This is a genomic window from Streptomyces sp. NPDC001914, from assembly GCF_042891215.1.
Lineage (GTDB): Bacteria > Actinomycetota > Actinomycetes > Streptomycetales > Streptomycetaceae > Streptomyces.
In genome coordinates this window covers 879257-904067 of the sequence record NZ_JBIASW010000001.1, presented here as the reverse complement: position 1 = coordinate 904067, position 24811 = coordinate 879257, and the positions used below count along the sequence as shown (strand labels likewise).

Annotated in this window: 20 protein-coding genes and 1 tRNA gene; 14 read left to right on the top strand and 7 right to left on the bottom strand. The window is 71.6% G+C overall.

Translation table 11 applies throughout. The features are described from left to right. Positions 1–149 precede the first annotated feature (149 nt). The 5 genes from ACFYYF_RS04225 to ACFYYF_RS04205 all read left to right on the top strand — a co-directional run bounded on the left by ACFYYF_RS04225 (position 150) and on the right by ACFYYF_RS04205 (position 5085). The gene (locus tag ACFYYF_RS04225; protein ID WP_388771222.1) at positions 150–1013 is read left to right on the top strand and encodes a dioxygenase; all 864 of its coding nucleotides are present in this window, start codon (positions 150–152) and stop codon (positions 1011–1013) included. Continuing rightward, a complete protein-coding gene (locus tag ACFYYF_RS04220) occupies positions 1010–2104 on the top strand; it encodes a maleylacetate reductase (protein ID WP_388771219.1) in 1095 nt (364 codons plus the stop codon). The genes ACFYYF_RS04225 and ACFYYF_RS04220 overlap by 4 nt, the downstream gene beginning before the upstream one ends. A gap of 283 nt (positions 2105–2387) precedes the next feature. Beyond that, entirely contained in the window at positions 2388–3827 is a 1440-nt protein-coding gene (locus tag ACFYYF_RS04215; RefSeq protein WP_388771564.1) for a hypothetical protein, read from the top strand. Between the two features lie 270 nt (positions 3828–4097). Next, entirely contained in the window at positions 4098–4865 is a 768-nt protein-coding gene (locus tag ACFYYF_RS04210) for an NPP1 family protein (RefSeq protein WP_388771217.1), read from the top strand. 146 nt (positions 4866–5011) lie between these two features. Continuing rightward, positions 5012–5085, top strand: a tRNA-Pro gene (locus ACFYYF_RS04205). An 88-nt stretch (positions 5086–5173) separates the two neighbouring features. Here ACFYYF_RS04205 and ACFYYF_RS04200 read toward each other — a convergent pair. Further along, positions 5174–6841: an FAD-dependent oxidoreductase gene (locus ACFYYF_RS04200; protein WP_388771214.1), complete on the bottom strand. Its 1668-nt coding sequence runs from the start codon at positions 6839–6841 to the stop codon at positions 5174–5176. A 234-nt stretch (positions 6842–7075) separates the two neighbouring features. Here ACFYYF_RS04200 and ACFYYF_RS04195 point away from each other — a divergent pair, with 234 nt between their 5' ends. The 7 genes from ACFYYF_RS04195 (at position 7076) to ACFYYF_RS04165 (ending at position 12390) form a co-directional block, all read left to right on the top strand. Next, complete coding sequence (locus ACFYYF_RS04195) at positions 7076–8200, top strand: SchA/CurD-like domain-containing protein (RefSeq protein WP_361675892.1); 1125 nt, start codon at positions 7076–7078, stop codon at positions 8198–8200. Between the two features lie 67 nt (positions 8201–8267). Next, positions 8268–8747 carry a cupin domain-containing protein gene (locus tag ACFYYF_RS04190; RefSeq protein WP_361675889.1) on the top strand — a complete coding sequence of 160 codons (480 nt, stop codon included), beginning with the start codon at positions 8268–8270 and terminating at the stop codon, positions 8745–8747. Then, positions 8744–10012: a beta-ketoacyl-[acyl-carrier-protein] synthase family protein gene (locus tag ACFYYF_RS04185; protein ID WP_388771210.1), complete on the top strand. Its 1269-nt coding sequence runs from the start codon at positions 8744–8746 to the stop codon at positions 10010–10012. The genes ACFYYF_RS04190 and ACFYYF_RS04185 overlap by 4 nt, the downstream gene beginning before the upstream one ends. Then, the gene (locus ACFYYF_RS04180; RefSeq protein WP_388771208.1) at positions 10009–11256 is read left to right on the top strand and encodes a ketosynthase chain-length factor; all 1248 of its coding nucleotides are present in this window, start codon (positions 10009–10011) and stop codon (positions 11254–11256) included. Before ACFYYF_RS04185 ends, ACFYYF_RS04180 begins: the two co-directional genes overlap by 4 nt. A gap of 29 nt (positions 11257–11285) precedes the next feature. Further along, a complete protein-coding gene (locus ACFYYF_RS04175) occupies positions 11286–11546 on the top strand; it encodes a phosphopantetheine-binding protein (RefSeq protein WP_361675880.1) in 261 nt (86 codons plus the stop codon). Position 11547: 1 nt separating this feature from the next. After that, on the top strand, positions 11548–12027 hold the full coding sequence (locus ACFYYF_RS04170; RefSeq protein ID WP_388771205.1) for an SRPBCC family protein: 480 nt from the start codon (positions 11548–11550) through the stop codon (positions 12025–12027). 30 nt (positions 12028–12057) lie between these two features. Beyond that, a complete protein-coding gene (locus ACFYYF_RS04165) occupies positions 12058–12390 on the top strand; it encodes a TcmI family type II polyketide cyclase (protein WP_388771202.1) in 333 nt (110 codons plus the stop codon). Positions 12391–12484: 94 nt separating this feature from the next. On the opposite strand, the gene ACFYYF_RS04160 is transcribed toward ACFYYF_RS04165, so the two are convergent. The 3 genes from ACFYYF_RS04160 to ACFYYF_RS04150 all read right to left on the bottom strand — a co-directional run bounded on the left by ACFYYF_RS04160 (position 12485) and on the right by ACFYYF_RS04150 (position 17000). Further along, a complete protein-coding gene (locus ACFYYF_RS04160; RefSeq protein ID WP_388771200.1) occupies positions 12485–13513 on the bottom strand; it encodes a methyltransferase in 1029 nt (342 codons plus the stop codon). 31 nt (positions 13514–13544) lie between these two features. Continuing rightward, positions 13545–14606: a nitrous oxide reductase family maturation protein NosD gene (locus ACFYYF_RS04155; protein WP_388771197.1), complete on the bottom strand. Its 1062-nt coding sequence runs from the start codon at positions 14604–14606 to the stop codon at positions 13545–13547. 174 nt (positions 14607–14780) lie between these two features. Further along, on the bottom strand, positions 14781–17000 hold the full coding sequence (locus ACFYYF_RS04150; RefSeq protein ID WP_388771194.1) for an NADP-dependent isocitrate dehydrogenase: 2220 nt from the start codon (positions 16998–17000) through the stop codon (positions 14781–14783). A 327-nt stretch (positions 17001–17327) separates the two neighbouring features. On the opposite strand from ACFYYF_RS04150, the gene ACFYYF_RS04145 reads away from it, so the two are divergent. Beyond that, entirely contained in the window at positions 17328–18881 is a 1554-nt protein-coding gene (locus ACFYYF_RS04145) for a M1 family metallopeptidase (RefSeq protein ID WP_388771192.1), read from the top strand. A gap of 61 nt (positions 18882–18942) precedes the next feature. On the opposite strand, the gene ACFYYF_RS04140 is transcribed toward ACFYYF_RS04145, so the two are convergent. The 3 genes from ACFYYF_RS04140 to ACFYYF_RS04130 all read right to left on the bottom strand — a co-directional run bounded on the left by ACFYYF_RS04140 (position 18943) and on the right by ACFYYF_RS04130 (position 22564). Beyond that, positions 18943–20028, bottom strand: a complete 1086-nt coding sequence (locus tag ACFYYF_RS04140) for a mechanosensitive ion channel family protein (protein ID WP_388771189.1) — start codon at positions 20026–20028, stop codon at positions 18943–18945. 626 nt (positions 20029–20654) lie between these two features. After that, the gene (locus ACFYYF_RS04135) at positions 20655–21419 is read right to left on the bottom strand and encodes a crotonase/enoyl-CoA hydratase family protein (RefSeq protein WP_388771188.1); all 765 of its coding nucleotides are present in this window, start codon (positions 21417–21419) and stop codon (positions 20655–20657) included. A 161-nt stretch (positions 21420–21580) separates the two neighbouring features. After that, entirely contained in the window at positions 21581–22564 is a 984-nt protein-coding gene (locus ACFYYF_RS04130; RefSeq protein WP_365492185.1) for a lysylphosphatidylglycerol synthase transmembrane domain-containing protein, read from the bottom strand. A gap of 282 nt (positions 22565–22846) precedes the next feature. On the opposite strand from ACFYYF_RS04130, the gene ACFYYF_RS04125 reads away from it, so the two are divergent. Continuing rightward, entirely contained in the window at positions 22847–24748 is a 1902-nt protein-coding gene (locus ACFYYF_RS04125; RefSeq protein WP_388771561.1) for an ABC transporter ATP-binding protein, read from the top strand. Positions 24749–24811 lie beyond the last annotated feature (63 nt).

Below are 24811 nucleotides of genomic sequence, written 5' to 3'. Positions count from 1 at the left end.
CGGTGCGGAGGCCGGGCCGGTCCGGGCGCGGCCGGGTCCGGCGGGACCCGGCGCCGCGCGGAGGTTCGCCGCCGCGGGGCGGTGCGCGCGGTCCGGTCTCGTAGCCTGGGCACGCTCGGCAGGACGACCGGCTGGACCACGGGAGCGGCATGGCCAGGGAATTCACCACGGAGATCACCGACGCCGTCGTCGGCAGCTTCTCGGGCACGGCCGATCCGAGGCTGCGTGAGCTGCTCGGCGCGCTGACCCGTCATCTGCACGCCTTCGTCCGCGAGACCCGGCCGACGACCACGGAGTGGGAGCGCGCCATCGGCTTCCTCACGGCGACCGGACGGATGTGCACGGACACCCGGCAGGAGTTCATCCTCCTGTCGGACGTGCTCGGCGTCTCCATGCTGGTGGAGGTCCTGAACGGCCACGGCGACCCGGGTGCCACGGAGTCGACCGTCCTCGGACCGTTCCATCTGACGCGGTCGCCGGTACGGGAACTCGGCGCGACCATCGACCTGGTGGGCACCGGCGAGCAGTGCGTCGTCAGCGGCCGGGTGCTGTCCCGCGACGGCACTCCGCTGCCGGGCGCCGTCCTCGACGTGTGGCAGGCGGACGACCGGGGCTTCTACGACGTCCAGCAACCGGGCGTCCAGCCGCCCGGCAACGGCCGCGGGCTCTTCACCGCGGACGCCGAGGGCCGCTTCCGGTTCCGTACCTGCGTACCGAGCCCGTACCCGGTCCCCACCGACGGACCCGTCGGCGCCCTGCTGGGGACCACCGGACGCCACCCCTGGCGCCCCGCCCACATCCACTTCATCGCCTCGGCCGAGGGCCACGCCCCCGTCACCACGCACATCTTCGTGGCGGACAGCCCCTATCTGGACTCCGACGTCGTCTTCGCCGTCAAGCAGAGCCTCGTCCAGGACTTCGCCGAGACCGACGACCCCTCGCTGGCAGAGGAGTTCGGCGTCGCGAACCCCTTCCGCCACGCCCGCTTCGACCTCGTCCTGGAGCAGGCATGACCACCCCGCCGGGCGCCCCGCTCGACTTCACCTACGAGACCCGGCCCGCCCGGGTCGTCTTCCGGCCCGGCGCCTCCGTGACTGCGACACCGGGGGAGGCCGCGCGGCTCGGGCTGCACCGGGCCCTCGTGGTGTGCGGCGGCCGGGGCGTGGAAGCCGCGCAGGCGGTGGCGGACGCGCTCGGCGACAGCTGCGTGGGAATCCACTCCGGTGCCCGGATGCATGTCCCCGTGGAGGTCGCCGACCGGGCCGTGGAGGTGGCGCGGGCGGCGGGCGCCGACGGGTGCGTCGCCGTCGGTGGCGGCTCCGCGATCGGCCTCGGCAAGGCGATCGCGCTGCGCACCGGCCTGCCGCTGATCGCCGTGCCCTCCACCTACTCGGGCTCCGAGATGACCTCCGTGTGGGGCCTGACCGAACAGGGGGTCAAGCGCACCGGACGCGACTCCTCCGTACAGCCGCGCTGTGTCGTCTACGACCCCGACCTCACCCTCGGTCTCCCGGTCCCGCTCTCGGTGACCAGCGGTGTCAACGCCCTCGCGCACGCCGTCGAGGCGCTGTACGCCCCCGACGCCTCCCCGCTCGTCTCCCTGATGGCGGAGGAGGGCGTGCGGGCGATGGCCGGCGCCCTTCCCGGCGTGGCCGCGGACCCCGCCGATCCGCAGGCCCGCGCCCGCGCCCTGTACGGCGCCTGGCTCTGCGGTTCCTGCCTCGGCGCGACGACCATGGGCCTGCACCACAAGCTGTGCCACGTCCTCGGCGGCACCTTCGGTCTGCCCCACGCCGAGACCCACACCGTGGTCCTCCCGTACGCCCTCGCGTACAACGCGGCCGCCGCGCCGCGGGCGGTCGCCGTCCTGGCGCGGGCCCTGGACACCGACGACGTCCCCCGTGCCCTCCGGGACCTCGCGGGAGGGCTCGGTGCTCCCCGTACGCTGGCCGAACTCGGCCTGGAAGAGGCCGACTTGGTCCGCGCGGCGACCATGGTGGCCGCCGAGTCCTACCCCAACCCCCGTGAGGTGACGGCGAACGGCGTGCTCGGACTGCTGACGGCCGCGTACGAGGGCTGGGAGCCGCGGAGCGCGGTCCCCTAGCCGCGGCGGGGTGATTCCGTCGATGCGGCGGGGGCGGGCGGCGGGCCGGGCCGGTCGCACCGCCCCCTGCGGCAACTGCTGACGCTGCGTCATGTTCGTTGCGGGGAAGGTTGGTTGAGCCTTCCACGACTTCTCGGGTCGCTCCGGGGAGACGTGGCGCACATCACCTCGGCGTGCGTCGAAACGCGAGGCGGGGCCTCACGGATTCATGACACCCTCACCTCTGGTTACCCGTCGGTAATCCCGAGTCACCCCCCACCCCCCTCAAGGACTGAACTTGCGTATCCGCAAGCGGGCCTCGCGGGCCGCCGTGCCCGCGCTCGCCGTATCCACCCTCCTCCTCGCCGCAGGCTGCTCCGCGAGTCCTGCGGAGCCCTCCTCCCGGGCCGACCGCGCACGTCCCGCCGCGGCCTCGGCCTCCGCCGCCCAGGACGCCGGGCGGCCGCTCGCCGTCGCCGCGGCCCCCGAGGCGGCGGCCACCTCGACCGCCGTCGCCCGTCCGGGCGTGCCGGGCGGCCGGGCGCACCGGGCCGCCCTCAAGGTGGCGTCGTACGACAGCAAGACCCGAAGAGCCGTCATATCCCCTGTGGGCAAGGGCGGTTCGGGCGGAAAGGGGACGCAGTCGCCGTCCCCGTCGGCCGGGAGTTCGGCCGAGCCGCACGGCGTGGCCGTCGGCGACGTCGTCGCCAGCGCCCCGGCGCCGGGCGCCCCGGACGGCCTCCTCGCCAAGGTGACCGACGTGATCGGCGAGAGCGGCGACGGTACCGAGGTGCAGACCCAGCCGACGACCCTGGACGCGCTCCTCGGTGACGACGACGCCAAGGGCTCCGTCCCCGTCGACCCGGCCTCCTTCGACATCGAGAAGCTCCTGCCGGACGTGCGGGTCTCCTGGGCGAAGGCCGGAGACGTCCACGTCGGCCCCGAGGGGGCGAAGGTTCCGCTCGGCAGCCTGCGGATCGATGTCGGTACGAAGGTGGCCACGGCGCCCGGGGCGCAGACGTCGGCGTCGGCGTCCGTGTCCGGGTTCGTGCAGGTCGCGCCGGATGTCGACTTCTCCTACGGCGGTGACGGGGCCGGCTCCGGGCCCGGCTCCGCCTACCTCGGTGTCTCCGGCGACTGGGACGCGCAGTGGACGGTGAAGGGGCGCGCCGCCGCCTCCGCGCAGCCCCGGCGGGTGCCGTTCGCGAAGCTGCACGCCGACCCCGTCCTCCAGGTCGGCCCGATTCCCGTCGTGGTGAACCTCGATCTGACCTGCTACTTCCAGATCGACGCCGACGGAGTCGTCACGCTCGACGTGGAACAGCATCTCAAGGGTGACTTCAAGGCCGGAGGCGCCTTCGGCCCCGCCCGGGGGTGGACGCCGGTCGACGAGTCGCACATGACGAGCAGTCCGGTGCGTACCTCCGTCAGCGCGGCGGGACGGGTGAAGGCGGCCCTCGGCGCGGAGGCCAGTGTCGGCCTCTACGGCGCCGTCGGTGTCACCGCCGACCTGGCCCCGTATCTGCGGGGCGAGGCCTCGGGATCGGCCGTCACCACGACCACGGCGGGATCCGCGGGGAAGACGGACGCCGCCGCCACGGGCGCCTGGTCGCTCTACGGCGGTGTCGACCTGTCCGGCACCCTGCGGATGCACCTGTCCGTCTTCGGCACGCCCGTGTTCCAACGTGCCATTCCGCTGGGTGCGTTGAACCGTGAGTGGAAGCTCGCGGACGGCCACGTGTAGATCCGGCGCCTCTCGTACCCGTCGGCGTCTCGGGGCGGTCACCTCCCTTGCCCTCCCGGCAACTCGGCCGGCGGGCACGGGAGGTGACCCCTGGGGAGGCCGGATTGTCTCAACTTGCCTTTCTTCTCTCGCTGTTGGCGGATCCTTCATCGCTCCGAGACTCGCAACCTCTGGTGTTTTCCGAGCGGTGCCGCAAGGCTGACCCGGGCATGCCAAGACGACCGCCCTGGCCTGCCCGGCCCCCACGCCGCGGTCGACATGGAGGAAGCAGTGACAAGAAGCTCGCGGATCCGCACGGTCTCGCTCGTCCTCGGCAGCGCCGTCGTGCTGGTCGTCGCCTTCCCGGGCAGCGCGCTCGCCGACCCGCCCACGGCCTTGCCCGGGAACGCGGACGCGCTGGAGACGACGTACCAGCCGGCCTTCGACTACGACACCGACGGCTGTTACCCGACCCCCGCCATCGGCCCCGACGGGACCGTCAACCCCGGCCTCAAGCCCTCCGGAGCCCTGAACGGCCACTGCCGCGACTCCTGGGACCTGGACAACACCAACGGGTACTCCCGCGAGAAGTGCAACAACGGCTGGTGCGCCATCATCTACGGCCTCTACATGGAGAAGGACCAGGCCGTAGTCGGCAGCGGCCTCGGCGGGCACCGCAACGACTGGGAGCACGTCGTGGTGTGGGTCCAGGACAACGCGGCCAAGTACGTCTCCACGTCCGCCCACGGCAACTTCAACATCTACAACCGGGACCAGATCCGCTGGGACGGAACGCACCCGAAGATCGTCTACCACAAGGACGGCATCGGCACGCACTGCTTCAGGCCCGCCAACACCAACGACGAGCCGCCGGAGAACCATCACCACACCTGGCAGTTCCCGACCCTGGTCGGCTGGAACGGCTACCCCGCCGGACTGCGCGACAAGCTCACCTCGTACGACTTCGGCAGCGCTCACTTCGGCCTCAGGGACGACAGCTTCAGCGGTCACCTGGCGAAGGCCAAGCCCGCCGGCATCGCGTTCGACCCCAACGCCTGACCCGGCCCCGGGGCGGCGACCCCCAGCCGTCCGCGGACGGCCACCCCCGCTGCGCTGCGACGATGACCGTGTGTGCGCGGCCCTCCACCGGAGTGGGGTAAGGTTCGGGGTGCGCGAACACGTGGGCCACCACGTGCGAGACGCATCGGGACGTGGCGCAGCTTGGTAGCGCACTTGACTGGGGGTCAAGGGGTCGCAGGTTCAAATCCTGTCGTCCCGACCGGAGTTCTCGCTCCGAAGTCGCAGGCCGGAGGCCGTATCGGAATTCCGATACGGCCTCCGGCTGTTCTTGCGTACACCCGGAAAGGTCAGGCCTGGTCCAGGAGCGTGACCAGGGCCTTGCGCAGGGCCGTGCGGGGGTCCTTGGACGGGCCCTCGGAGCGCCAGGCGACGAAGCCGTCGGGGCGGACCAGCACCGCGCCGTCCTCGCCCACTCCGTGCACCTGCGCCCAGTCCGTGTCGCCCGCGGGGACCAGGTCCGCCTCGGGGCCGCCGCCGACCCGGTACGAGTCGAGCGGGACGGACAGCTGCCGGGCCGTGTCCTTCGCCGCCGCGTGCCAGGCCCCGGCGCCGTCCGCCGAGCTCAGCAACACCATGGAGCGCTCGTACAGATCGAGGGTGGAGATCCGGTTGCCGGCGTGGGTCAGCCACATGTGCGGCGCCCGGCTTCCGGGCTCGCCCGTCAGCCGTACGCCCTCGGGCACGACCGGAGCGGCCTGATCCGCGCCGATGACCGCGCCCCGCGGGTAGCGGTAGGCGAGCGCCACGTTGAGGATGCCGCCCTTCTTCCCGCCGGGGCCGCCGGGACCGACCGCCGCGGGCTCGGGGGTGTATCCGGGGTGGCTGTGCTCCACCGAACGCGACGAGGCCCGCGCGCTCGTCGCCTCCGCGACCGGCCGGCGCTCGGCGTCGTAGGACTTCAGCAGCCCCGGACCCGCCCAGCCGCCCAGCACCGCGGACAGCTTCCAGGCGAGGTTGTGGGCGTCCTGGATACCGGTGTTGGAGCCGAACGCCCCGGTCGGGGACATCTCGTGGGCCGAGTCGCCCGCAAGGAACACCCGTCCCTGCCCGTACCGTTCGGCGACCCGCTCGGCGGCGTGCCAGGCCGCCCGGCCGGTGATCTCCACGTCGAGGTCCGGCACGCCGACGGCCCGCCGGATGTGCTCCACGCAGCGCTCGTCGGTGAACTCCTCGATCGTTTCCCCGTGTTCGGGGTGCCAGGGCGCGTGGAAGACCCAGTGCTCCTTGTTGTCGACGGGCAGCAGAGCACCGTCGGCCGCCGGGTCGGTCAGATAGCAGACGATGAACCGGCGGTCGCCGACCACCTCCGCGAGGCCGCGCGAGGTGAACGTGAGGCTCACGTTGTGGAACAGGTCGCCCGGCCCCGTCCGGCCGATGCGGAGCGCGTCGCGCACGGGACTGCGCGGCCCGTCCGCCGCGACGAGATAGTCGGCGCGGATCGTCGTGTGCTCGCCGGTCTCCCGGCTCTTGACCTTCGCCGTCACGCCTTCGGAGTCCTGCTCGAACGACATCAGCTCCGTCGAGTAGCGCAGGTCGCCGCCCAGCTCCCGGGCGCTCTTCAGCAGCACCGGTTCGAGGTCGTTCTGGCTGCACAGGCACCACGCGCCCGGGCTGAAGCGGGCCAGTCCGCCGCCGGGGTCGATCTCCTTGAACAGCCACTCCCCGGCGTCGCCCACCAGGGTCGGCGTCTGCAGGATGCCGTGGTTGTCGGCGAGGACCGAGGCGGCCTCCTCGATGCGCCGCTGCACCCCGGCCACCCGGAAGATCTCCATGGTGCGCACGTTGTTGCCGCGCCCCCGCGGGTGCATCGACGTACCCGCGTGACGCTCCACCAGGATGTGCGGCACCCCGAGGCGCCCCAGGAACAGCGAGGTCGAGAGGCCCACCAGTGAGCCGCCGACGATGAGGACGGGCGTGCGGAGACCGTTCTCGCCGGCCCCTTCGAATCGGTTCATCGATTGCCTCCAGCGTCGCCTGGGACGCGAGTCAGGGATGGGGATGCAGATTCCATGCCCGGTGCGGGCCGGTTCGCGCGCCAGGGGCACCCGGATGGCGCGCGGTTCACTCGCCTGACCCGTGGGGCTCGCGGAGTCCCGGACACGCCGTAACGATCAGCTCATGGCGGCCCCGGCGTTTCGGATACCGCGGTCGTTCCTGACTTCCGTGACGAAAAGGAGAGGTGTGCCGCAATGTCCAACTCGGGACGTATCGCTCAGTCGGCCTTCGACGGCTCCAAGCTTCGGGTGATCCTGCTGCTCGACCTGTACGAAGGCGCTCAGCAGCAGTTCCTCGACGCCTACGAACTCATGCGCAACCAGGTCGCCTCGGTCCCCGGCCACATCAGCGACCAGCTGTGCCAGTCGATCGAGAACCCCTCGCAGTGGCTCATCACCAGTGAGTGGGAGAGTGCCCCGCCCTTCCTCGCCTGGGTGAACAGCGAGGAGCACGTCGAGACCGTCCGGCCCATGCACAGCTGCGTCCGCGACACCCGGTCGATGCGCTACAGCATCCTGCGCGAGACCAGCCCCGCCGAGCCGCTCACCCCGGAGTCGGCCAGGTCGGCCCTGCAGGTCGAGGCCCGCGAGGGCAGCGGGGTCGCGCGCCACGCCCTGACCTTCACCGTCAAGCCCGGGTCCGAGTCGAAGGTCGCCGAGATCCTCGCCGGGTACCAGTCGCCCCAGGCGCAGGTCGACGACAACACCCGGCTGCGCCGCACCTCGCTCTTCATGCACGGCAACCGCGTCGTACGGGCCGTCGAGGTCGAGGGCGACCTGCTCGCGGCACTGCGCCACGTGGCACGCCAGCCCGAGGTGCGCGCGGTCGAGGAGGCCATCAACCCCTACCTGGAGCAGGACCGGGACCTGAGCGACCCGGACTCGGCGCGGGTCTTCTTCACCCGGGCGGCCCTCCCGGCCGTGCACCACGTGGTCTCCGGCCGCAAGGAACCCGCGAAGCTGCGCCGGCACGCGCTGTACTACCCGGCCAGGGCCGGCCACGGGATGGAACTGGCCCGGCTGCTCGCCCACCAGGACGAGGCCGCGGCCGACGACAAGAACAGCCCGGTGTACAGCAGCACCGTCTTCCAGCGCGACGACATCGTGGTGCGGCTGATCGACATCACCGGCGACCTCGACGTCGACCCCGTCGCCTCCCTCGGCCTGAAGGGCGCCAAGAAGGCCGCCGAGCTGGAGCGTCTCCTCGACGGCGCCGCGATCGGCGTCGAGGGCTCCCTGGAGACGGAGCGCAACATCAACCGCCTCCTGTCGCACGCCGACATGCTGCCCATCACCGACCGGAGCTCGGCGGGTTCCTGACGGACCGCCGCCGCCCGCGTCCCCGGACGCCGTATCCGACGTCCTGCCACACCCGGAGGTATCAAGCATGACCAAGCAGCATCCACAGATCGTGAACCTGAGCGAGACGGAGCCGAACCGCAGGCGCGGGGGCGACATCCGGGCCATGCTCACGCCCGCCACGGTCGGCTCCACCAGCGGCTTCATGGGCCTCGCCATCATCCAGCCCGGCGAGCGCATCGGCGAGCACTACCACCCGTACTCCGAGGAGTTCGTGTACGTGGTCGGCGGCGCCCTCGAAGTCGACCTGGACGGAGAGGCTTTGGCGCTCCAGCCCGAGCAGGGTCTGCTGATCCCGATCGGCGTGCGGCACCGCTTCCGCAACGTCGGCCGCAAGGAGGCACGCATGGTCTTCCACCTGGGCCCGCTCGCCCCGCACCCGAGCCTCGGCCACGTCGACACGGAGGAGGCCGCCGACGCCTCCGAACCCGCCCCCGCGTTCATGACCAGCGGAGCCACGCCCGGCCACAACGGACAGCCGTCCGAGCGAAGCGGGGCCATAAAGTGACCCGCCGGGTGGCCGTCACCGGGATCGGTGTGGTCGCTCCGGGAGGCACCGGGACGAAGGCGTTCTGGGACCTCCTCGAAGGCGGCCGCACCGCGACCCGGGGGATCACGCTCTTCGATCCGGTGGGCCTGCGCTCGCGCATAGCCGCCGAATGCGACTTCGACCCGCTCGCGCACGGCCTGGACCCGGAGCTGGTCGAACACGTCGACCGGTACATCCAGTTCGCCGTGGTCGCGGCCGCGGAAGCCGTCCAGGACTCCGGCCTCGACACCGGCCGCGAAGACCCCTGGCGCGTCGGAGTCTCCCTGGGCAGCGCCGTCGGCGGCACCACCCGCCTGGAACACGACTACGTCCAGGTCAGCGAGCGGGGCCGGCGCTGGGACGTGGACCACCGCGCGGCCGACGCCAAACTGCACCTCGCGTTCGCGCCCAGCACGCTCGCCTCGGTCGTCGCCGAACAGTTCGGGGCGCAGGGGCCGGTGCAGACCGTCTCCACCGGATGCACCTCCGGACTCGACGCGGTCGGATACGCCTTCCACACCATCGAGGAAGGCCGCGCCGACGTCTGCATAGCCGGGGCGTCCGACTCGCCGATCTCCCCGATCACGATGGCCTGCTTCGACGCCATCAAGGCGACGTCGCCCGACAACGACGACGCCGAACACGCCTCCCGGCCCTTCGACGCCAACCGCAACGGCTTCGTCATGGGCGAGGGAGCGGCCGTACTCGTCCTGGAGGAGTACGAGCACGCACGGGCCCGCGGGGCGCACATCTACTGCGAGATCGGCGGCTACGCCACCTACGGCAACGCCTACCACATGACCGGCCTGACCAGCGAGGGCCTGGAGATGTCCCGGGCCATCGACAGCACGCTCGACCAGGCCCGGCTCGACCCGACGCGCATCGACTACGTCAACGCGCACGGCTCCGGCACCCGGCAGAACGACCGGCACGAGACCGCCGCCGTCAAACGGTCCCTGGGCGACCACGCCCACCGGACACCGATGAGCTCCATCAAATCCATGGTGGGCCACTCACTGGGCGCGATCGGCGCGATCGAGGTCGTCGCCTGCGTCCTCGCCCTGAAGCACCAGGTGGTGCCGCCCACGGCGAACTACGAAACCCCCGACCCCGAGTGCGACCTGGACTACGTGCCGCGCACCGCCCGCCCCCGGAAGCTCAGCAACGTGCTCTCCGTCGGCAGCGGGTTCGGCGGATTCCAGTCCGCGGTGCTCCTGACCGGGCCGGCTGGGAGGACACGATGAGCACTCAGCGCCCCCGGAACGCGGCCATCACCGGAATCGGTGTCATCGCCCCCAACGGACTGCGCACCGACGCCTACTGGAAGTCGGTCAGGGAAGGCCTCACCGTCCTGGACCGGATCACCCGCGAGGGCTGCGGACATCTGCCGCTGCGCGTCGCGGGAGAGGTCCGGGCCTTCGACGCCGCGGACCTCATCGAGGAACGCTTCCTCGTCCAGACCGACCGCTTCAGCCACTTCGCGATGGCCGCGACCGTCCTCGCCCTCGACGACGCGGGCCTCGGAGCGGTCGGCCCCGAGGACGCGTACGACGTCGGCGTGGTCACCGCGGCCGGATCCGGCGGCGGCGAGTTCGGCCAGCGCGAACTGCAGAAACTGTGGGGCCAGGGCTCCAAGTTCGTCGGCCCCTACCAGTCCATCGCCTGGTTCTACGCCGCCAGCACCGGCCAGATCTCCATCCGCGGCGGCTTCAAGGGGCCCTGCGGAGTCGTCGCGAGCGACGAGGCCGGGGGACTGGACGCCGTCGCGCACGCCGCCCGCGGCGTACGGCGCGGCACCGGCGCGATGCTCGTCGGCGCCGCCGAGGCGCCGCTCGCCCCGTACTCGATGGTCTGCCAGCTCGGCTACCCCGAACTCAGCACCGTCGAGGACCCCGCGCGCGCCTACCGCCCCTTCACCGAGGGAGCCTGCGGCTTCGTGCCCGCGGAAGGCGGCGCCATGCTCGTCGTCGAGGACGAGCGGCGCGCCCGCGAGCGGGGAGCGGAGGTCCGGGCCCTCGTGGCCGGACACGCCGCCACGTTCACCGGGGCCTCGCAGTGGGAGAGGTCCCGCGAAGGGCTCGCCCACGCCATCAGGGGCGCCCTCGCCGAGGCGCGCTGCGCCCCGGAGGAGATCGACGTCGTCTTCGCCGACGCCCTGGGCGTCCCGGCCGCCGACCGCGCCGAGGCCCTGGCCATCGCCGACGCCCTGGGGGCGCACGGCACCCGGGTCCCGGTCACGGCGCCCAAGACGGGCATCGGACGGGCCTACTGCGGGGCACCCCTGCTGGACACCGCGGCCGCCGTCCTCGCGATGGAGCACGGCCAGATCCCTCCCACCCCCAACGTGTTCGACGTCTGCCACGACCTCGACCTGGTGACGTCGAACGCCCGACCCGCCGAACTGCGCACGGCCCTGGTCCTCAGCAGGGGCCTCATGGGGTCGAACGCGGCCCTGGTCGTACGACGCGGCGGGGACCACGCCCGGTAGTCCGGGCCGCACGTGAGGAGAACCACCGCATGATCACCACCGAAGTGACCGTAGACGAACTGGCCGCGCTCATGAAGAAGGCGGCCGGGATCACCGTCGACCCCCACGAACTCGCGCAGACCCTCGACGCGCCGTTCGGCACCCTCGGACTCGACTCGCTCGGTCTGCTCGGCATCGTCGGTGAACTGGAGAACCGGTACAGCCGGCCCCTGCCGACCGACGCGGAGCGCTGCAAGACCCCGCGGGAGTTCCTCGACCTCGTCAACGACAACCTCAAGGCTGGAGCCTGAAGTGGCAGGACACACCGACAACAGCGTCGTCATCGACGCCCCGTTCGACCTCGTCTGGGACATCACGAACGACATCGAGAACTGGCCGCGGCTCTTCAGCGAGTACGCGTCCCTCGAGATCCTGACCCGGGACGGCGACACGACCACCTTCCGCCTCACCATGCACCCGGACGACAACGGCAAGGTGTGGAGCTGGGTCTCGCAGCGCACCGTCGACCGTGCCGGGCGGACCGTCCGGGCGCGCCGCGTGGAGACGGGACCGTTCGCGCACATGAACATCCGGTGGGAGTACGAGGAGACCCCGGCCGGCACGCACATGCGCTGGGTGCAGGACTTCGCGATGAAGCCCGACGCGCCCGTCGACGACGCCTGGATGACGGACAACATCAACCGCAACTCCGTCACGCAGATGGCCCTCATCCGGGACCGGATCGAGCAGGCTGCCCGTGAGCGCCGCAGCCCCGCGGCCATGCCCCGCTGACCGCCGGACCCGGCACAGGAAGGACACCCGATGCACCACGCCCTGATCGTCGCCCGCATGGCGCCCGACTCGGCTCCGGCGATCTCCGACGTGTTCGCCGCCTCCGACCGGGGGGAGCTCCCCCACCTCATCGGGGTCAGCCGGCGCAGCCTCTTCCAGTTCGGTGATGTGTACCTGCACCTCATCGAGTCCGAACGGGACCCGGGCCCCGCCATCGCGAAGGTGGCCGGGCACCCCGAGTTCCGCAGTGTCAGCGAGGAACTGTCGGCGTACGTCAGCGCGTACGACCCGCAGACGTGGCGCAGCCCCAAGGACGCCATGGCGCACTGCTTCTACCGCTGGGAGCGCGACTCCGCCTCCTGAACGGCACCATGACACAACCCGAGGCCGCCGGCTCCGCGATCTAGCGGAACCGGCGGCCTCGGGTTTTCCCTGTTCTTCAGGGGGTTCGGCCGGATCAGCCGGGGACGGTGCACTCGAAGGCGTGCAGATAGGGGTTCACCGGGCGGATCTCGCCGATGACCAGGCCCGCCGCCGTGAGCCGGTCGACCATGCTCTGCCGGGTGTGCTTGGCACCGCCCACGTTCAGGAGCAGCAGCAGGTCCATCGCCGTGGTGAACCTCATCGACGGGGTGTCGTCCACGAGGTTCTCGATGACCACGACACGGGCGCCGGGCCGGGCGGCGGCGCGGACGTTCGCGAGCGCCCTGCGGGTGCTCTCGTCGTCCCACTCCAGGATGTTCTTGATGATGTACACGTCCGCCTGGACGGGAATGCCCTCACGGCAGTCCCCGGCGACGATCCGCACCCGGTCGGCCAGCGCCCCGCCGTCGCGCAGACGCGGATCGGCGTTCTCCACCACACCCGGCAGGTCGAGGAGGGTGCCGTGCAGGCCGGGGTGCTTCTCCAGCAGGCTGGCCACGACGTGACCCTGGCCGCCGCCGATGTCGGCGACCGACTTCACGCCCCGCAGGTCCAGGAGCTTCGCCACGTCCTGGGCCGACTGTGAACTGGACGTCGTCATGGCCCGGTTGAAGACGTGCGCGGATTCCGGGGCGTCCTCGTTGAGGTACGGGAAGAACTCCTTGTCGTACACGTCCTCGAAGACGTTCCGGCCGGAGCGGACCGCCTCGTCGAGCTTGGGCCAGACGTTCCACGTCCACGGCTCGGTGCACCACAGGGCGATGTAGCGCAGGCTGTTCGGGTCGTCCTCGCGCAGCAGCCGGGACATCTCGGTGTGCGCGAACGTGCCGTCGGGCCGCTCCGCGAAGACGCCCTGGCAGGACAGGGCGCGCAGCAGTCGGCGCAGCGTTCCCGGCTGGGTCTTCACCGCGGCGGCCAGGTCCTCGGCGCTCATGGGCGTGTCGTCGAGGGCGTCCGCCACACCGAGCCGGGCGGCGGCGCGCACGGCGGCGGCGCGGGCCGCCCCGAAGACGAGTTCCCGCAACTGCATGGACGGCGGGGGACTCTGATCGACAGTGGTCATTCAATGCCTCGTTTCTGGTGTCGTGCGGTACTCAGCACATGCCGGCGGGCTCGGAGACCTTGCAGGTGTTGCCGCGGAACGTGTTGCCCTTGCCGGTGGTGTCGCGGTTGGCGAGATCGGACGGGCCGTTGCGCAGGACCGTGTTGTCGCGCACCTCGTTGCGCTCGCTGAGGGCGCCCACGAAGCTCTTGAACAGGACGATGCCGCCCGAGAGCGGGGAGGTGCCCACGTTGTCCTCGACCCGGTTGTGCGTCACGCGGGTGTCCTCCGCGCCGGTGAGGACGATGCCCGAGCCCTGGAGGGCGGGCAGCCGGGGGGTCTTGGGGCAGGACTTGTTGTTGGCGTGGATGTAGTTCCTGGTCACGGTCAGGTCGCCGACGCGCGGCTTGTTCTCGTCGCCCACGACGAACACCGCGGTGCAGTTGCCGGTGGCCTCGTTGCGGGCGACGGTCAGGTTCCGCACCCGGCGGACCGTGAGGCCGATCCGGTTGCCGCTCATCAGGTTGTGGGCGACCACCGTTCCCTTGGTGTCGCGGGCGCCCTCCTCGGTGGTGACCGTGTTGGAGACGAAGAGACCGGCGTCGCCGTTGTCCCTCGCGATGTTGCGGACGAACCTGGTCCGCACGGACCGCTCCTCGGCGATGCCCCACTGGCCGTTCTTCTCGGAGGTCACCCGGCGCACCGTCAGCCCGTCGGTCCCCGTCGCCCACAGACCCTGCTTCGCGAAGCCCCTGATGGTCAGTGAGGCGACGGTGACGCCGCGGAGGCGCTTGCTGTCGGTCCCGGTCACGCAGATGCCGTTGCCGGCCTTGGCGCAGGCGTCGGTGGCGGCGGTGTTCGGCGTGATGACGGTGGACCGGGCGCTCGCGCCGCGCAGGGTCACGTCCCGCGTGGTGATGGTGACGCTCTCGCGGTAGGTGCCGGGGGCGACGACGACGGTGTCGCCCGCCCGCGCCGCGTTCACGGCCTTCTGGATGGATTCACCCGGGCGTACCAGGTGCACTGACGGGTGGTCGGCGGGCAGGGCTGCGCCCACTCCCGATGCCACGACCACAGCCGTGCACGCGAGGTAGGCCATCTGTTGTCTGGTCATAGGCCGAAGCTATGAACGGGTGTTGCGGCCCGCCACCGCTGATCGCCCAGGTGGGCCGCAGCCGTCACCGTGACGCGCCGGGAGAGCCCATGACGAAGCCGCCCCGGCCGGAGGATCCGGCCGGGGCGGCGGGTGCGGGCCGTGCCCGCGGGGTGGTGCGTGTGACGCGGTGGATCAGGCGAGGGTCGCCAGCGTCTCGTTCCAGGTGGCGGACGGGCGCATGACCTTCGCGGCCTTGGCCGGGTCGGGCTGGTAGTAGCCGCCGATGTCGGCCGGGTTGCCCTGCACCGCGTTCAGCTCGCCGACGATCGTCGACTCCTGCGCGGTCAGCGTCTCGGCGAGCTGCGCGAACGCCTTGGCGAGGTCGGCGTCGTCGGTCTGCCGCGCCAGCTCCTGCGCCCAGAACAGGGACAGGTAGAAGTGGCTGCCGCGGTTGTCGATGCCGCCGACGCGACGGGTCGGGGACTTGTCCTCGTTGAGGAAGGTCGCCGTCGCGCGGTCCAGGGTGTCGGCGAGCACCTGGGCACGCGCGTTGCCGGTGGTCTTCGCGAACTGCTCCAGCGAGGGCACGAGCGCGAAGAACTCGCCGAGCGAGTCCCAGCGCAGGTAGTTCTCCTTGACGAGCTGCTGGACGTGCTTCGGCGCGGAGCCGCCGGCGCCCGTCTCGAACAGGCCGCCGCCCGCCATCAGCGGGACGACCGACAGCATCTTGGCGCTGGTGCCCAGCTCCAGGATCGGGAACAGGTCGGTCAGGTAGTCGCGCAGCACGTTGCCGGTCACCGAGATGGTGTCCTCGCCGCGGCGGATGCGCTCGACCGAGAGCTTGGTGGCCTCGACGGGGGCGAGGACGCGGATGTCCAGGCCCTCCGTGTCGTGCTCCGGCAGGTACTGGTTGACCTTGGCGATCAGGTTGGCGTCGTGGGCGCGGGTCTCGTCCAGCCAGAACACGGCCGGGTCGCCGGTGGCGCGGGCGCGGGTGACGGCCAGCTTCACCCAGTCCTTGATCGGCGCGTCCTTGGTCTGGCAGGCGCGGAAGATGTCGCCGGCGGAGACCGTCTGCTCCAGCACCGCGTTCCCGGCCTCGTCGACCAGGCGGACCGTGCCGGTGACCGGGACCTCGAAGGTCTTGTCGTGGCTGCCGTACTCCTCGGCCTTCTGCGCCATGAGGCCGACGTTCGGGACGGAGCCCATGGTCGACGGGTCGTAGGCGCCGTTGGCGCGGCAGTCCTCGATCACGGCCTGGTAGACGCCGGAGTAGGAGGAGTCGGGCAGCACCGCGAGGGTGTCGGCCTCCTCGCCGTCCGGGCCCCACATGTGGCCGGAGGTGCGGATCATGGCCGGCATCGAGGCGTCGACGATGACGTCGGACGGCACGTGCAGGTTGGTGATGCCCTTGTCGGAGTCGACCATCGCGAGGGCCGGGCCCTCGGCGAGCTCGGCGTCGAAGGACGCCTTGATCTCGGCACCCTCCGGAAGCGCCTCGAGGCCCTTGAAGATGCCGCCGAGACCGTCGTTCGGGGTCAGACCGGCGGCGGCGAGCGTCTCGCCGTGCGCCGCGAAGGTCTTCGGGAAGAAGGCGCGCACGACGTGACCGAAGACGATCGGGTCGGAGACCTTCATCATCGTGGCCTTGAGGTGCACCGAGAACAGGACGCCCTCGGCCTTGGCGCGGGCGATCTGCTCGGTGAGGAACTCACGCAGCGGCGCGACGTGCATGACGGACGCGTCCACGACCTCGCCGGCCTGCACGGGTACCGACTCGCGCAGCACGGTGGTGGAGCCGTCGTCACCGACGAGCTCGATGCGCAGCTTGCCCGCCTCGGAGATCACGACGGACTTCTCGGTGGAGCGGAAGTCGTCGACGCCCATGGTGGCGACGTTCGTCTTCGACCCGGGCGTCCAGGCACCCATGCGGTGCGGGTGGGTCTTGGCGTAGTTCTTGACCGACGCGGGGGCGCGGCGGTCGGAGTTGCCCTCGCGCAGGACCGGGTTCACGGCGCTGCCCTTGACCTTGTCGTAACGGGCGCGGATGTCGCGCTCCTCGTCCGACTTCGGGTCGTCCGGGTAGTCCGGAAGCGCGTAGCCCTGCGCCTGAAGCTCGGCGACGGCGGCCTTGAGCTGGGGGATCGACGCCGAGATGTTCGGCAGCTTGATGATGTTCGCGCCGGGGGTCTTGGCCAGCTCACCGAGCTCGGACAGGGCGTCCGCGATGCGCTGGTCCTCCTGGAGGAACTCCGGGAAGAGGGCGATGATGCGCCCGGCCAGCGAGATGTCACGGGTCTCCACAGTGACACCCGCCTGAGAGGCGTACGCCTGGACCACCGGCAGGAACGAATACGTCGCCAGGGCCGGGGCCTCGTCAGTGTGCGTGTAAATGATGGTCGAGTCAGTCACCGGGTGCTCCGCTCCACGTCTGCAACATTGCTCGACATCAAGATATCTCGTGAGCGCCCCCGTCTCGACAGGGGTCCGCTCCGCGTCGGACGGGAAGGGGCGGGAAACGGCCGTAGGCGCCCAAGCGGGTCCGTCGGAGCGAAACGCCCTGATCGGACACCTCCGGCAACCGCCCGACCCGCGGAAGTGAACGCGCGGCCCGGAGTGAAAACCGGGGCTGCCCGCCGGAGGCAACCTGGCGGCCCGCTCAGCCGTACATGAAAGTGACCGCGCATCCGATCTTGCGGCGGACCTCCAGGCGCTCCGCCTCCCGAACGAAAGCGAAACATGAGATATCGCACCAGAGTGACGGCCCCCGCGGCCGCGCTGCTCGGCACGGCGGCCGCGCTCGCCGTCGCCCCCACCGCCTCGGCGCGCCCCCTGGCCTTAAGGCCGGACCAGGGCACCCCGGGTGCCGAGACCCTCGGTGACTCCGTCTACCCGTCCCTCGGGAACGACGGCTACCGCGTCGAGGCGTACCACCTCGACTTCGCCTACGACGCCACGACCCGCCTGGTCGACGCCAAGGCGACCCTGCGGATCAAGGCGACCCAGGACCTCTCGCGCTTCTCGCTCGACGCGCTCGGCCTGGACGTGCGCGCGGTGAAGGTGGGCGGTGTGGCCGCCACCTTCGAGCAGGTGGACGAGAAGCTGCGGATCACTCCGGTACGGACCCTGCCCAGGCACTGTGCCGCGCAGGTCTGCGTCGAGTACGGCGCCGACCCGGCCAAGGCGCTGGCGTACACCGCCTGGGTTCCCACGCCCGACGGCTTCGCCATCTGTCCCCAGCCCAACGCGGCGCACACGGTCTTCCCGTGCAACGACCACCCGACGGACAAGGCGGACTTCAGCTTCCGCGTCACCGTGCCGAACACCCTGCGCGGTGTCGCGAACGGCTCGCTGACCGGCACGGAGCGGCTCGACGGCGACCGGACGGCGTACTCGTACCGTTCGGCCGACCCGATAGCCACCGAGCTGGTGCAGATCACCGTCGGCGACTACGTGGTCAAGGAGCGGCAGGGCCCGCACGGGCTGGGGCTGCGGGACGTCGTCCCGACGGCGCGCGCCGCCGCGCTGGAGCCGGCGCTCGCGCTCACCCCGGGCCTCGTGGAATGGCTGGAACAGCGCCTCGGCGCCTACCCGTTCGAGACGTACGGGCTGCTGCCCTGCAACAACGACGCCGCGAACGCCTTCGACTTCACCGGTCTGGAGACCCAGACGCTCACGCTCTACAAGCCGAACTTCCTGCTCCAGGAGGAGAAGAAGATCGGCTCGCACATGATGCACGAGCTGGTGCACTCCTACTTCGGCAACAGCGTCAGCCCCGCCAACTGGGCCGACCTGTGGCTGAACGAGGGCCACGCGGACTTCTACGGGCTGCTCTACCGCTACGAGCGCGGCTGGGCCGACTCGCTCGGTCTGACCACCATGGAAGCCCGGATGAAGGACACCTACGCCAAGGGCGACCAGTGGCGCGCGTCCTCCGGCCCCGTCGCCGCCCCGAACGCCGCCAACCTGTTCGACAGCCAGCGCTACCTGGGCGGAGTCCTCGTCCTCTACGCGCTGCGCGAGCTCGTCGGCGAGGACGTCTTCAACCGCATCGAGCGCACCTTCCTGGAGCGCCACCGCAACTCCGCGGCGACCACCGCGAACTACATCGCGGTCGCCTCCGAGATCTCCGGATCGGACCAGTCGGGCTTCCTGAACGACTGGCTGTACGGGACGAAGACCCCGCGCATGCCGAACCACCCGGACTGGACGGTCACCCCGGTCGTGTCGAGCCTGGTCGCGCCGCGCCACCGCGCGCCCGGCCACTACCCGGACTCGACCGCCACGCTCTGACCGCGCGGGCAAACGGAAAAGGGGGCCGGGCGGAGTGTTCCGCCCGGCCCCCGGCCCGTTCTCAGGGACGCTTGGCGGCCTCGCGCTGATGCGGGATGGCGGTCTCCAGGAGAGCCGTCCCGCCGGACTGGAGCGCGACCGTACGGGCGGGCGACGGAATCCGGATGCCCTCGTCCCGGTAGCGCTTGTGCAGGGCCTTGATGAACTCGTGCTTGATCCGGTACTGGTCGCTGAACTCGCCCACGCCCAGGATCACGGTGAGACCGATGCGCGAGTCGCCGAAGGTGTGGAAACGCACGGCGGGTTCGTGCTCCGGGACGGCACCGTCGATCCCGGTCATCACCTGGGCGACGACCTCGTTCGTGACCCGCTCGACGTGGTCGAGGTCGCTGTCGTAGCCGACACCGACCTGCACCAGGAGCGTCATCTGCTGCTCGGGACGGGTGAAGTTGGTCATGTTGGTGCCCGAGAGCTGGGCGTTGGGGATGATGACCAGGTTGTTGGAGAGCTGACGGACCGTGGTGTTGCGCCAGTTGATGTCGACGACGTAGCCCTCCTCCCCGCTGCTCAGCCTGATGTAGTCACCGGGCTGGATCGTCTTCGAGGCGAGGATGTGCACGCCCGCGAAGAGGTTGGCGAGGGTGTCCTGGAGCGCGAGGGCGACGGCCAGACCGCCGACACCCAGGGCCGTGAGCAGGGGTGCGATCGAGATCCCCAGGGTCTGCAGGACGACCAGGAAGCCGATCGCCAGCACCACGACGCGGGTGATGTTGACGAAGATGGTGGCCGAACCGGCGACGCCCGAGCGGGACTGCGTCACCGACCGGACCAGACCGGTGATCAGCCGGGCCGCGGTGACCGTCGCGACCACGATCAGCAGGACGGTCAGCGACCGGTTGACGGTCTTGCCGACCGGCGCGGTCAGCGGAAGCACCGCGGCCGCAGCGGCGACGCCTCCGGCCACCGCCGACCAGGGCACGACGGTCCGCAGGGCGTCCACCATGACGTCGTCGCCGCTCCACCGGGTGCGCTCGGCGTGCTTGCCGAGCCAGCGCAGCAGCATCCGCAGCAGGAACGCCGCCAGCAGCCCGGCCGCCACGGCTATTCCGGCGATCATCAGGTCGTCCAGGGTGACGGAGCGCTTCATCGGTGACCTCCTCGGAGAGCGGGACCAAGATGGGGGCCCGCGGGCCGAATGTGCTGTGTCGTCACTTGCCACCTGCTCGAAATCCGGGAACGCGATCATGCCCGGACGGGCCGTTCGCCGTCGTCCGGGGAGACGTCTCATCCTGCCGCATCCCCCTGCCCCTCCGTCACCAGCCCTACGGGGGACAGCCCTTGACGCCGCGGATGCAGCCACCCACACCCGAACCCCAACCTCACGCCCCCACACCCGAACCCGCCCCGCACCCAAAACCCGCTGCCGGAACCGGCCCCCGCCCCCCCCAAACCTTCCTTCGCCCCCTCCGCCCCTACCCGTCCTGTACCCGGGGCTCCGCCCCGGACCCCGCTCCTCAATCGCCGGAGGGGCTGAATTGTTGCCCCGTACCCGAGAAGTGGCCCCCTGGGGCTGAAACTCTCGCCAGCCACGCACCACCCGCACCCGGCATCCGGCGTGAGGGGACGTGCCGGTACATCAATGGCCGTCGCCACTAACGGTCACGTCTCTGCCCGGCGGCGACGGGCTGATGCACCGGCACGGCCCCGACCCACCCACCGGACCGAACCCGCGACCCCGCGGAACCGAGACCCCGCCGCACACCCCCGCCGTCGTCACACCTCGCCGAAGGCGCCGTGACGTCCCGCGCCGGAGGCGAAGCGGGCCGCGCCCCGCACGCCCTCCTCCAGGACGTCCATCCCGTACCGGAGTTCGGTCCGCATGGCCTCCTTCTCGACCAGACCCTCCTGGTCGAGGACCGAGGCCCGGTCGCTGCGCAGACAGGCCTGCGGGAACCCGGCGATCTCGGCGGCCAGCCGCTCGGCCTCGGCGCGGGCCCGGCCGGCCGGCACGACACGGTTCGCGAGCCCCATCTCGTACGCTTCCCGGGCACCGACGGGACGGCCGGTGAGGATCATGTCCATCGCCCGGCTCGTACCGATGAGCCGCGGCAGCCGGACCGTGCCCCCGTCGATCAGCGGAACCCCCCAGCGGCGGCAGAACACCCCGAAGACGGCGTCCTCCTCGGCGACCCGCAGATCGCACCAGAGCGCCAGCTCCAGACCGCCGGCCACGGCGTGCCCCGCGACCGCCGCGATCACCGGCTTGGTCAGCCGCAGCCGGGTGGGGCCCATCGGCCCGTCACCCTCCTCGGCGACCTCGTTCCCCCGCTCCGTACCGATGGCCTTGAGGTCCGCGCCCGCGCAGAAGGTGCCGCCCTCGCCCCAGAGCACGGCGACACGCGCCGTCTCGTCCGCCTCGAACTTCTTGAAGGCGTCAGCGAGTTCGGCGGCCGTCGGCCCGTCCACCGCGTTCCGGGCCGCGGGCCGGGAGAGGACGACGGTGGTGACGTGACCCTGACGTTCGATACGGACCGGCATCGCGCTGTCCTTCCGGCGACCGGCGCGCCACACCGCACGCCGTGGTCACCCCTCGGTATCACAGCACGTGCCGCACCGCACGGCCCTGGGACGGACGCGAAGGTGTCCCCGCGCTTCGGACCAGACTGGACGGACCCGCACCCCCTACGCCCCCGACCGGGTCAGATCACCTTCCAGCGGACCAGCGCCCCGAGCGTCAGCGCCCCCGGCAGCAGCGGCACCCACACCGTGATGATCCGGTACGCCAGCACCACCGCGGTCGCCACGGCCACCGGGCCGCCCGCCGCGACCAGGGCCACGATCAGCGCGGCCTCCACCGAACCGATCCCGCCGGGCGTCGGCACCAGCGCGACCGCGATCGTCGCCGCCAGGTAGGCGATCATCATGTGCGTGGGCGACACCGGGAGGCCCAGCGCCCGTCCCACCGAGGCCAGCCCGGCCGCCTGGAGCAGCGGGAAGGCGAGCGAGCCGCCCCACAGGGCGAGGGCACGCGACGGTCGCGTGTGCACCGACCGGGCCTCTCCGAAGGCGGTGCGCAGGAAGGAGAGCAGAGCCGTGCGCAGCCGCCGCAGGAGGGCGAGCGCCGCCAGCGCGGCGCACAGGGCCACGCAGATGCCCAGCAGCAGCGGTCCCACCGCGCCCTCGGGTATCAGACCGTCGACCCGCAGCGCGTCCGGGAACGCGATCAGCAGCCCGACGAGCAGGGCCAGCCGGGCGACCCCCTCGGCCAGCAGGTACAGCGCGAGCGCCGCCGAGGAGCGGGCCAGCGGAACCCCGCACACCGTCATGAACCGCAGGTTCACCGCACCGGCGCCGAGCCCGGTCGGCAGCAGATGGTTCGCGGCGCCCGCGGCGAACTGCGTGGCCAGCAGCCGGACGGCCGGCAGCCGTTCCACGACCGCGCCCTGGCGGGTCACGGCCGCGGCCACCCAGGTCAGACAGGTCGCGGCGGCCGCGGCGACGAGCCAGGGCCACTCGGCCGACCGCAGCTGGCCGAAGCCCTCGGAAAGCACGGACCGGTGGCGTGCGGCAACCACGAGGACCAGCGCCAGCGGCAGCAGGCACAGGACCGGCCGGACGGCGGGCCGCAGGGTGAGGCGGCGGGGGAGCCGGGGCAGCGCCCGGGGCAGTCGTACGGCTGTCACATCCCGAGAGGTTTTCCACGCCGCACCAACGTGAGGTTGCGGGCGCGGGGACGGCGTCTGACACCCCGGGCAAGCCGTGGGAGGCGTGCCCCGCGGGCGCCCGGTGCCGACCCGGGCGTTCACGCCGACGCCGCTTCCGGCACCCCGCCCGGCATCCACCCGGGTCCCGAGCCGGGGGGCACCCCCGCCCCCGGACTCCGGGGAGACCCACCCGCGTGGGTGCTCCCGCCCCGTTCGCTTGACCTCAACAAAGCTTGAGGTCCTACTGTCACTCACATGAGCATGGAGACCACAGCCTGGACACAGTTGCACAGTGTCATGAACGCCCAACAGGAGCGTCGTCCCTTCGACCGCGCGACGCTGCGCCGCATCGCCGCCTTCGCCCGCCCGCACCGCCGCCGTATCGCGCAGTTCGTCCTCCTCAGTGTGGTGACGGCGCTGCTGGCCGTCGCGACGCCGGTGCTCGCGGGGCACGTCGTGGACACCATCGTGGCCCACGGCGATGAGAGCACCGTCGTGCGTCTTTCCGTGCTCATCGCCGTCATCGCGCTCGCCGAGGCGGCGTTCGGGATTCTCGGCCGCTGGCTCTCGTCGACGCTCGGCGAGGGACTGATCCTCGATCTGCGGACGGCTGTCTTCGATCATGTGCAGCGCATGCCGGTCGCGTTCTTCACACGTACACGTACGGGAGCGCTCGTCAGTCGACTCAACAACGACGTGATCGGCGCCCAGCGCGCGTTCAGCAACACCCTGTCCGGCGTCGTCGGCAACGTCGTGACCCTGCTGCTCACGCTGGTCGTGATGCTCACCCTGTCCTGGCAGATCACCCTGCTCGCGCTGGTCCTGCTGCCGGTGTTCGTGCTCCCCGCCCGGCGGATGGGCAGCCGCATGGCCCGCCTCCAGCGGGAGGCCGCCGACCTCAACGCCGCCATGGGCACCCGCATGACCGAGCGCTTCTCCGCTCCCGGCGCGACCCTCGTCAAGCTCTTCGGGCGGCCCGGGGAGGAGTCCGCCGAGTTCGCGGCGCGCGCCCGGCGGGTCCGGGACATCGGTGTCCGTACGGCGATGGCGCAGTCCGCGTTCATCACCGCCCTGACCCTCGTCTCGGCCCTGGCGCTCGCCCTCGTCTACGGGCTCGGCGGCTGGTTCGCCCTGCGGGGCACCCTGGAGCCGGGCGCCGTCGTCTCCCTGGCGCTGCTGCTCACCCGCCTGTACGCGCCGCTCACCTCGCTGGCCGGGGCGCGCGTGGAGGTCATGAGCGCCCTGGTCAGCTTCGAGCGCGTCTTCGAGGTGCTCGACCTGAAGCCGCTCATCGAGGAGAAGCCGGACGCCCGCGCGCTCCCGGACGGTCCCGCCTCGGTCGAGTTCGACGACGTCCGCTTCGCCTACCCCTCCGCCGACAAGGTCTCCCTCGCCTCCCTGGAGGAGGTCGCCGCCCTCGACACCCGCGGCGGCGACGAGGTCCTGCACGGCATCTCCTTCCGCGCCGAGCCCGGCCAGACCGTCGCCCTCGTCGGCTCCTCCGGCGCCGGCAAGTCGACCATCGCGCAACTGCTGCCGCGGCTGTACGACACCGACGCCGGTGCCGTGCGCATCGGCGGCGTCGACGTCCGCGAGCTCAGCGCCGTGTCGATGCGCGCGACCCTCGGCATGGTGACCCAGGACGGGCACCTCTTCCACGACTCGGTCCGCGAGAACCTGCTCCTCGCCCGGCCCGGGGCGAGCGAGGACGAGCTGTGGGACGTCCTGCGCCGGGCCCGCCTCGATGACCTCGTACGGTCCCTGCCCGACGGCCTCGACACCGTGGTCGGCGAGCGCGGATACCGGCTCTCCGGCGGCGAGCGCCAGCGCATGACCATCGCCCGGCTGCTGCTCGCCCGCCAGCGTGTCGTCATCCTGGACGAGGCCACCGCCCATCTCGACAACACCTCGGAGGCGGCCGTCCAGGAGGCGCTCACCGAGGCGTTGGAGGGCCGCACCGCCGTCGTGATCGCGCACCGGCTCTCGACGGTACGGGCCGCCGATCTGATCCTGGTCGTCGAGGCGGGCCGGATCGTCGAGCGGGGCACCCACGAGGAACTGCTCGCGGCGGACGGGCGCTACGCGGAGCTGTACCGCACGCAGTTCAGGACCGGCCGCGAGCACGAGGGGGAGATCCCGGTCACGGCGGACGCGACGCCGTAGCGGCGTCTTGTCCACCGTGACCACCTGGCCGCCTGACCACCTGGCCGCCTGACCACCTGGCCG

What these genes read in the sequence shown, in the direction of transcription:
- ACFYYF_RS04225 (WP_388771222.1), top strand. Translation starts at nt 150, where the DNA reads ATGGCCAGGGAATTCACCACGGAGATCACCGACGCCGTCGTCGGCAGC.
- ACFYYF_RS04220 (WP_388771219.1), top strand. Translation starts at nt 1,010, where the DNA reads ATGACCACCCCGCCGGGCGCCCCGCTCGACTTCACCTACGAGACCCGG.
- ACFYYF_RS04200 (WP_388771214.1), bottom strand. Translation starts at nt 6,841, where the DNA reads ATGAACCGATTCGAAGGGGCCGGCGAGAACGGTCTCCGCACGCCCGTC.
- ACFYYF_RS04195 (WP_361675892.1), top strand. Translation starts at nt 7,076, where the DNA reads ATGTCCAACTCGGGACGTATCGCTCAGTCGGCCTTCGACGGCTCCAAG.
- ACFYYF_RS04190 (WP_361675889.1), top strand. Translation starts at nt 8,268, where the DNA reads ATGACCAAGCAGCATCCACAGATCGTGAACCTGAGCGAGACGGAGCCG.
- ACFYYF_RS04180 (WP_388771208.1), top strand. Translation starts at nt 10,009, where the DNA reads ATGAGCACTCAGCGCCCCCGGAACGCGGCCATCACCGGAATCGGTGTC.
- ACFYYF_RS04175 (WP_361675880.1), top strand. Translation starts at nt 11,286, where the DNA reads ATGATCACCACCGAAGTGACCGTAGACGAACTGGCCGCGCTCATGAAG.
- ACFYYF_RS04165 (WP_388771202.1), top strand. Translation starts at nt 12,058, where the DNA reads ATGCACCACGCCCTGATCGTCGCCCGCATGGCGCCCGACTCGGCTCCG.
- ACFYYF_RS04160 (WP_388771200.1), bottom strand. Translation starts at nt 13,513, where the DNA reads ATGACCACTGTCGATCAGAGTCCCCCGCCGTCCATGCAGTTGCGGGAA.
- ACFYYF_RS04155 (WP_388771197.1), bottom strand. Translation starts at nt 14,606, where the DNA reads ATGACCAGACAACAGATGGCCTACCTCGCGTGCACGGCTGTGGTCGTG.
- ACFYYF_RS04145 (WP_388771192.1), top strand. Translation starts at nt 17,328, where the DNA reads ATGAGATATCGCACCAGAGTGACGGCCCCCGCGGCCGCGCTGCTCGGC.
- ACFYYF_RS04140 (WP_388771189.1), bottom strand. Translation starts at nt 20,028, where the DNA reads ATGAAGCGCTCCGTCACCCTGGACGACCTGATGATCGCCGGAATAGCC.
- ACFYYF_RS04135 (WP_388771188.1), bottom strand. Translation starts at nt 21,419, where the DNA reads ATGCCGGTCCGTATCGAACGTCAGGGTCACGTCACCACCGTCGTCCTC.
- ACFYYF_RS04125 (WP_388771561.1), top strand. Translation starts at nt 22,847, where the DNA reads ATGGAGACCACAGCCTGGACACAGTTGCACAGTGTCATGAACGCCCAA.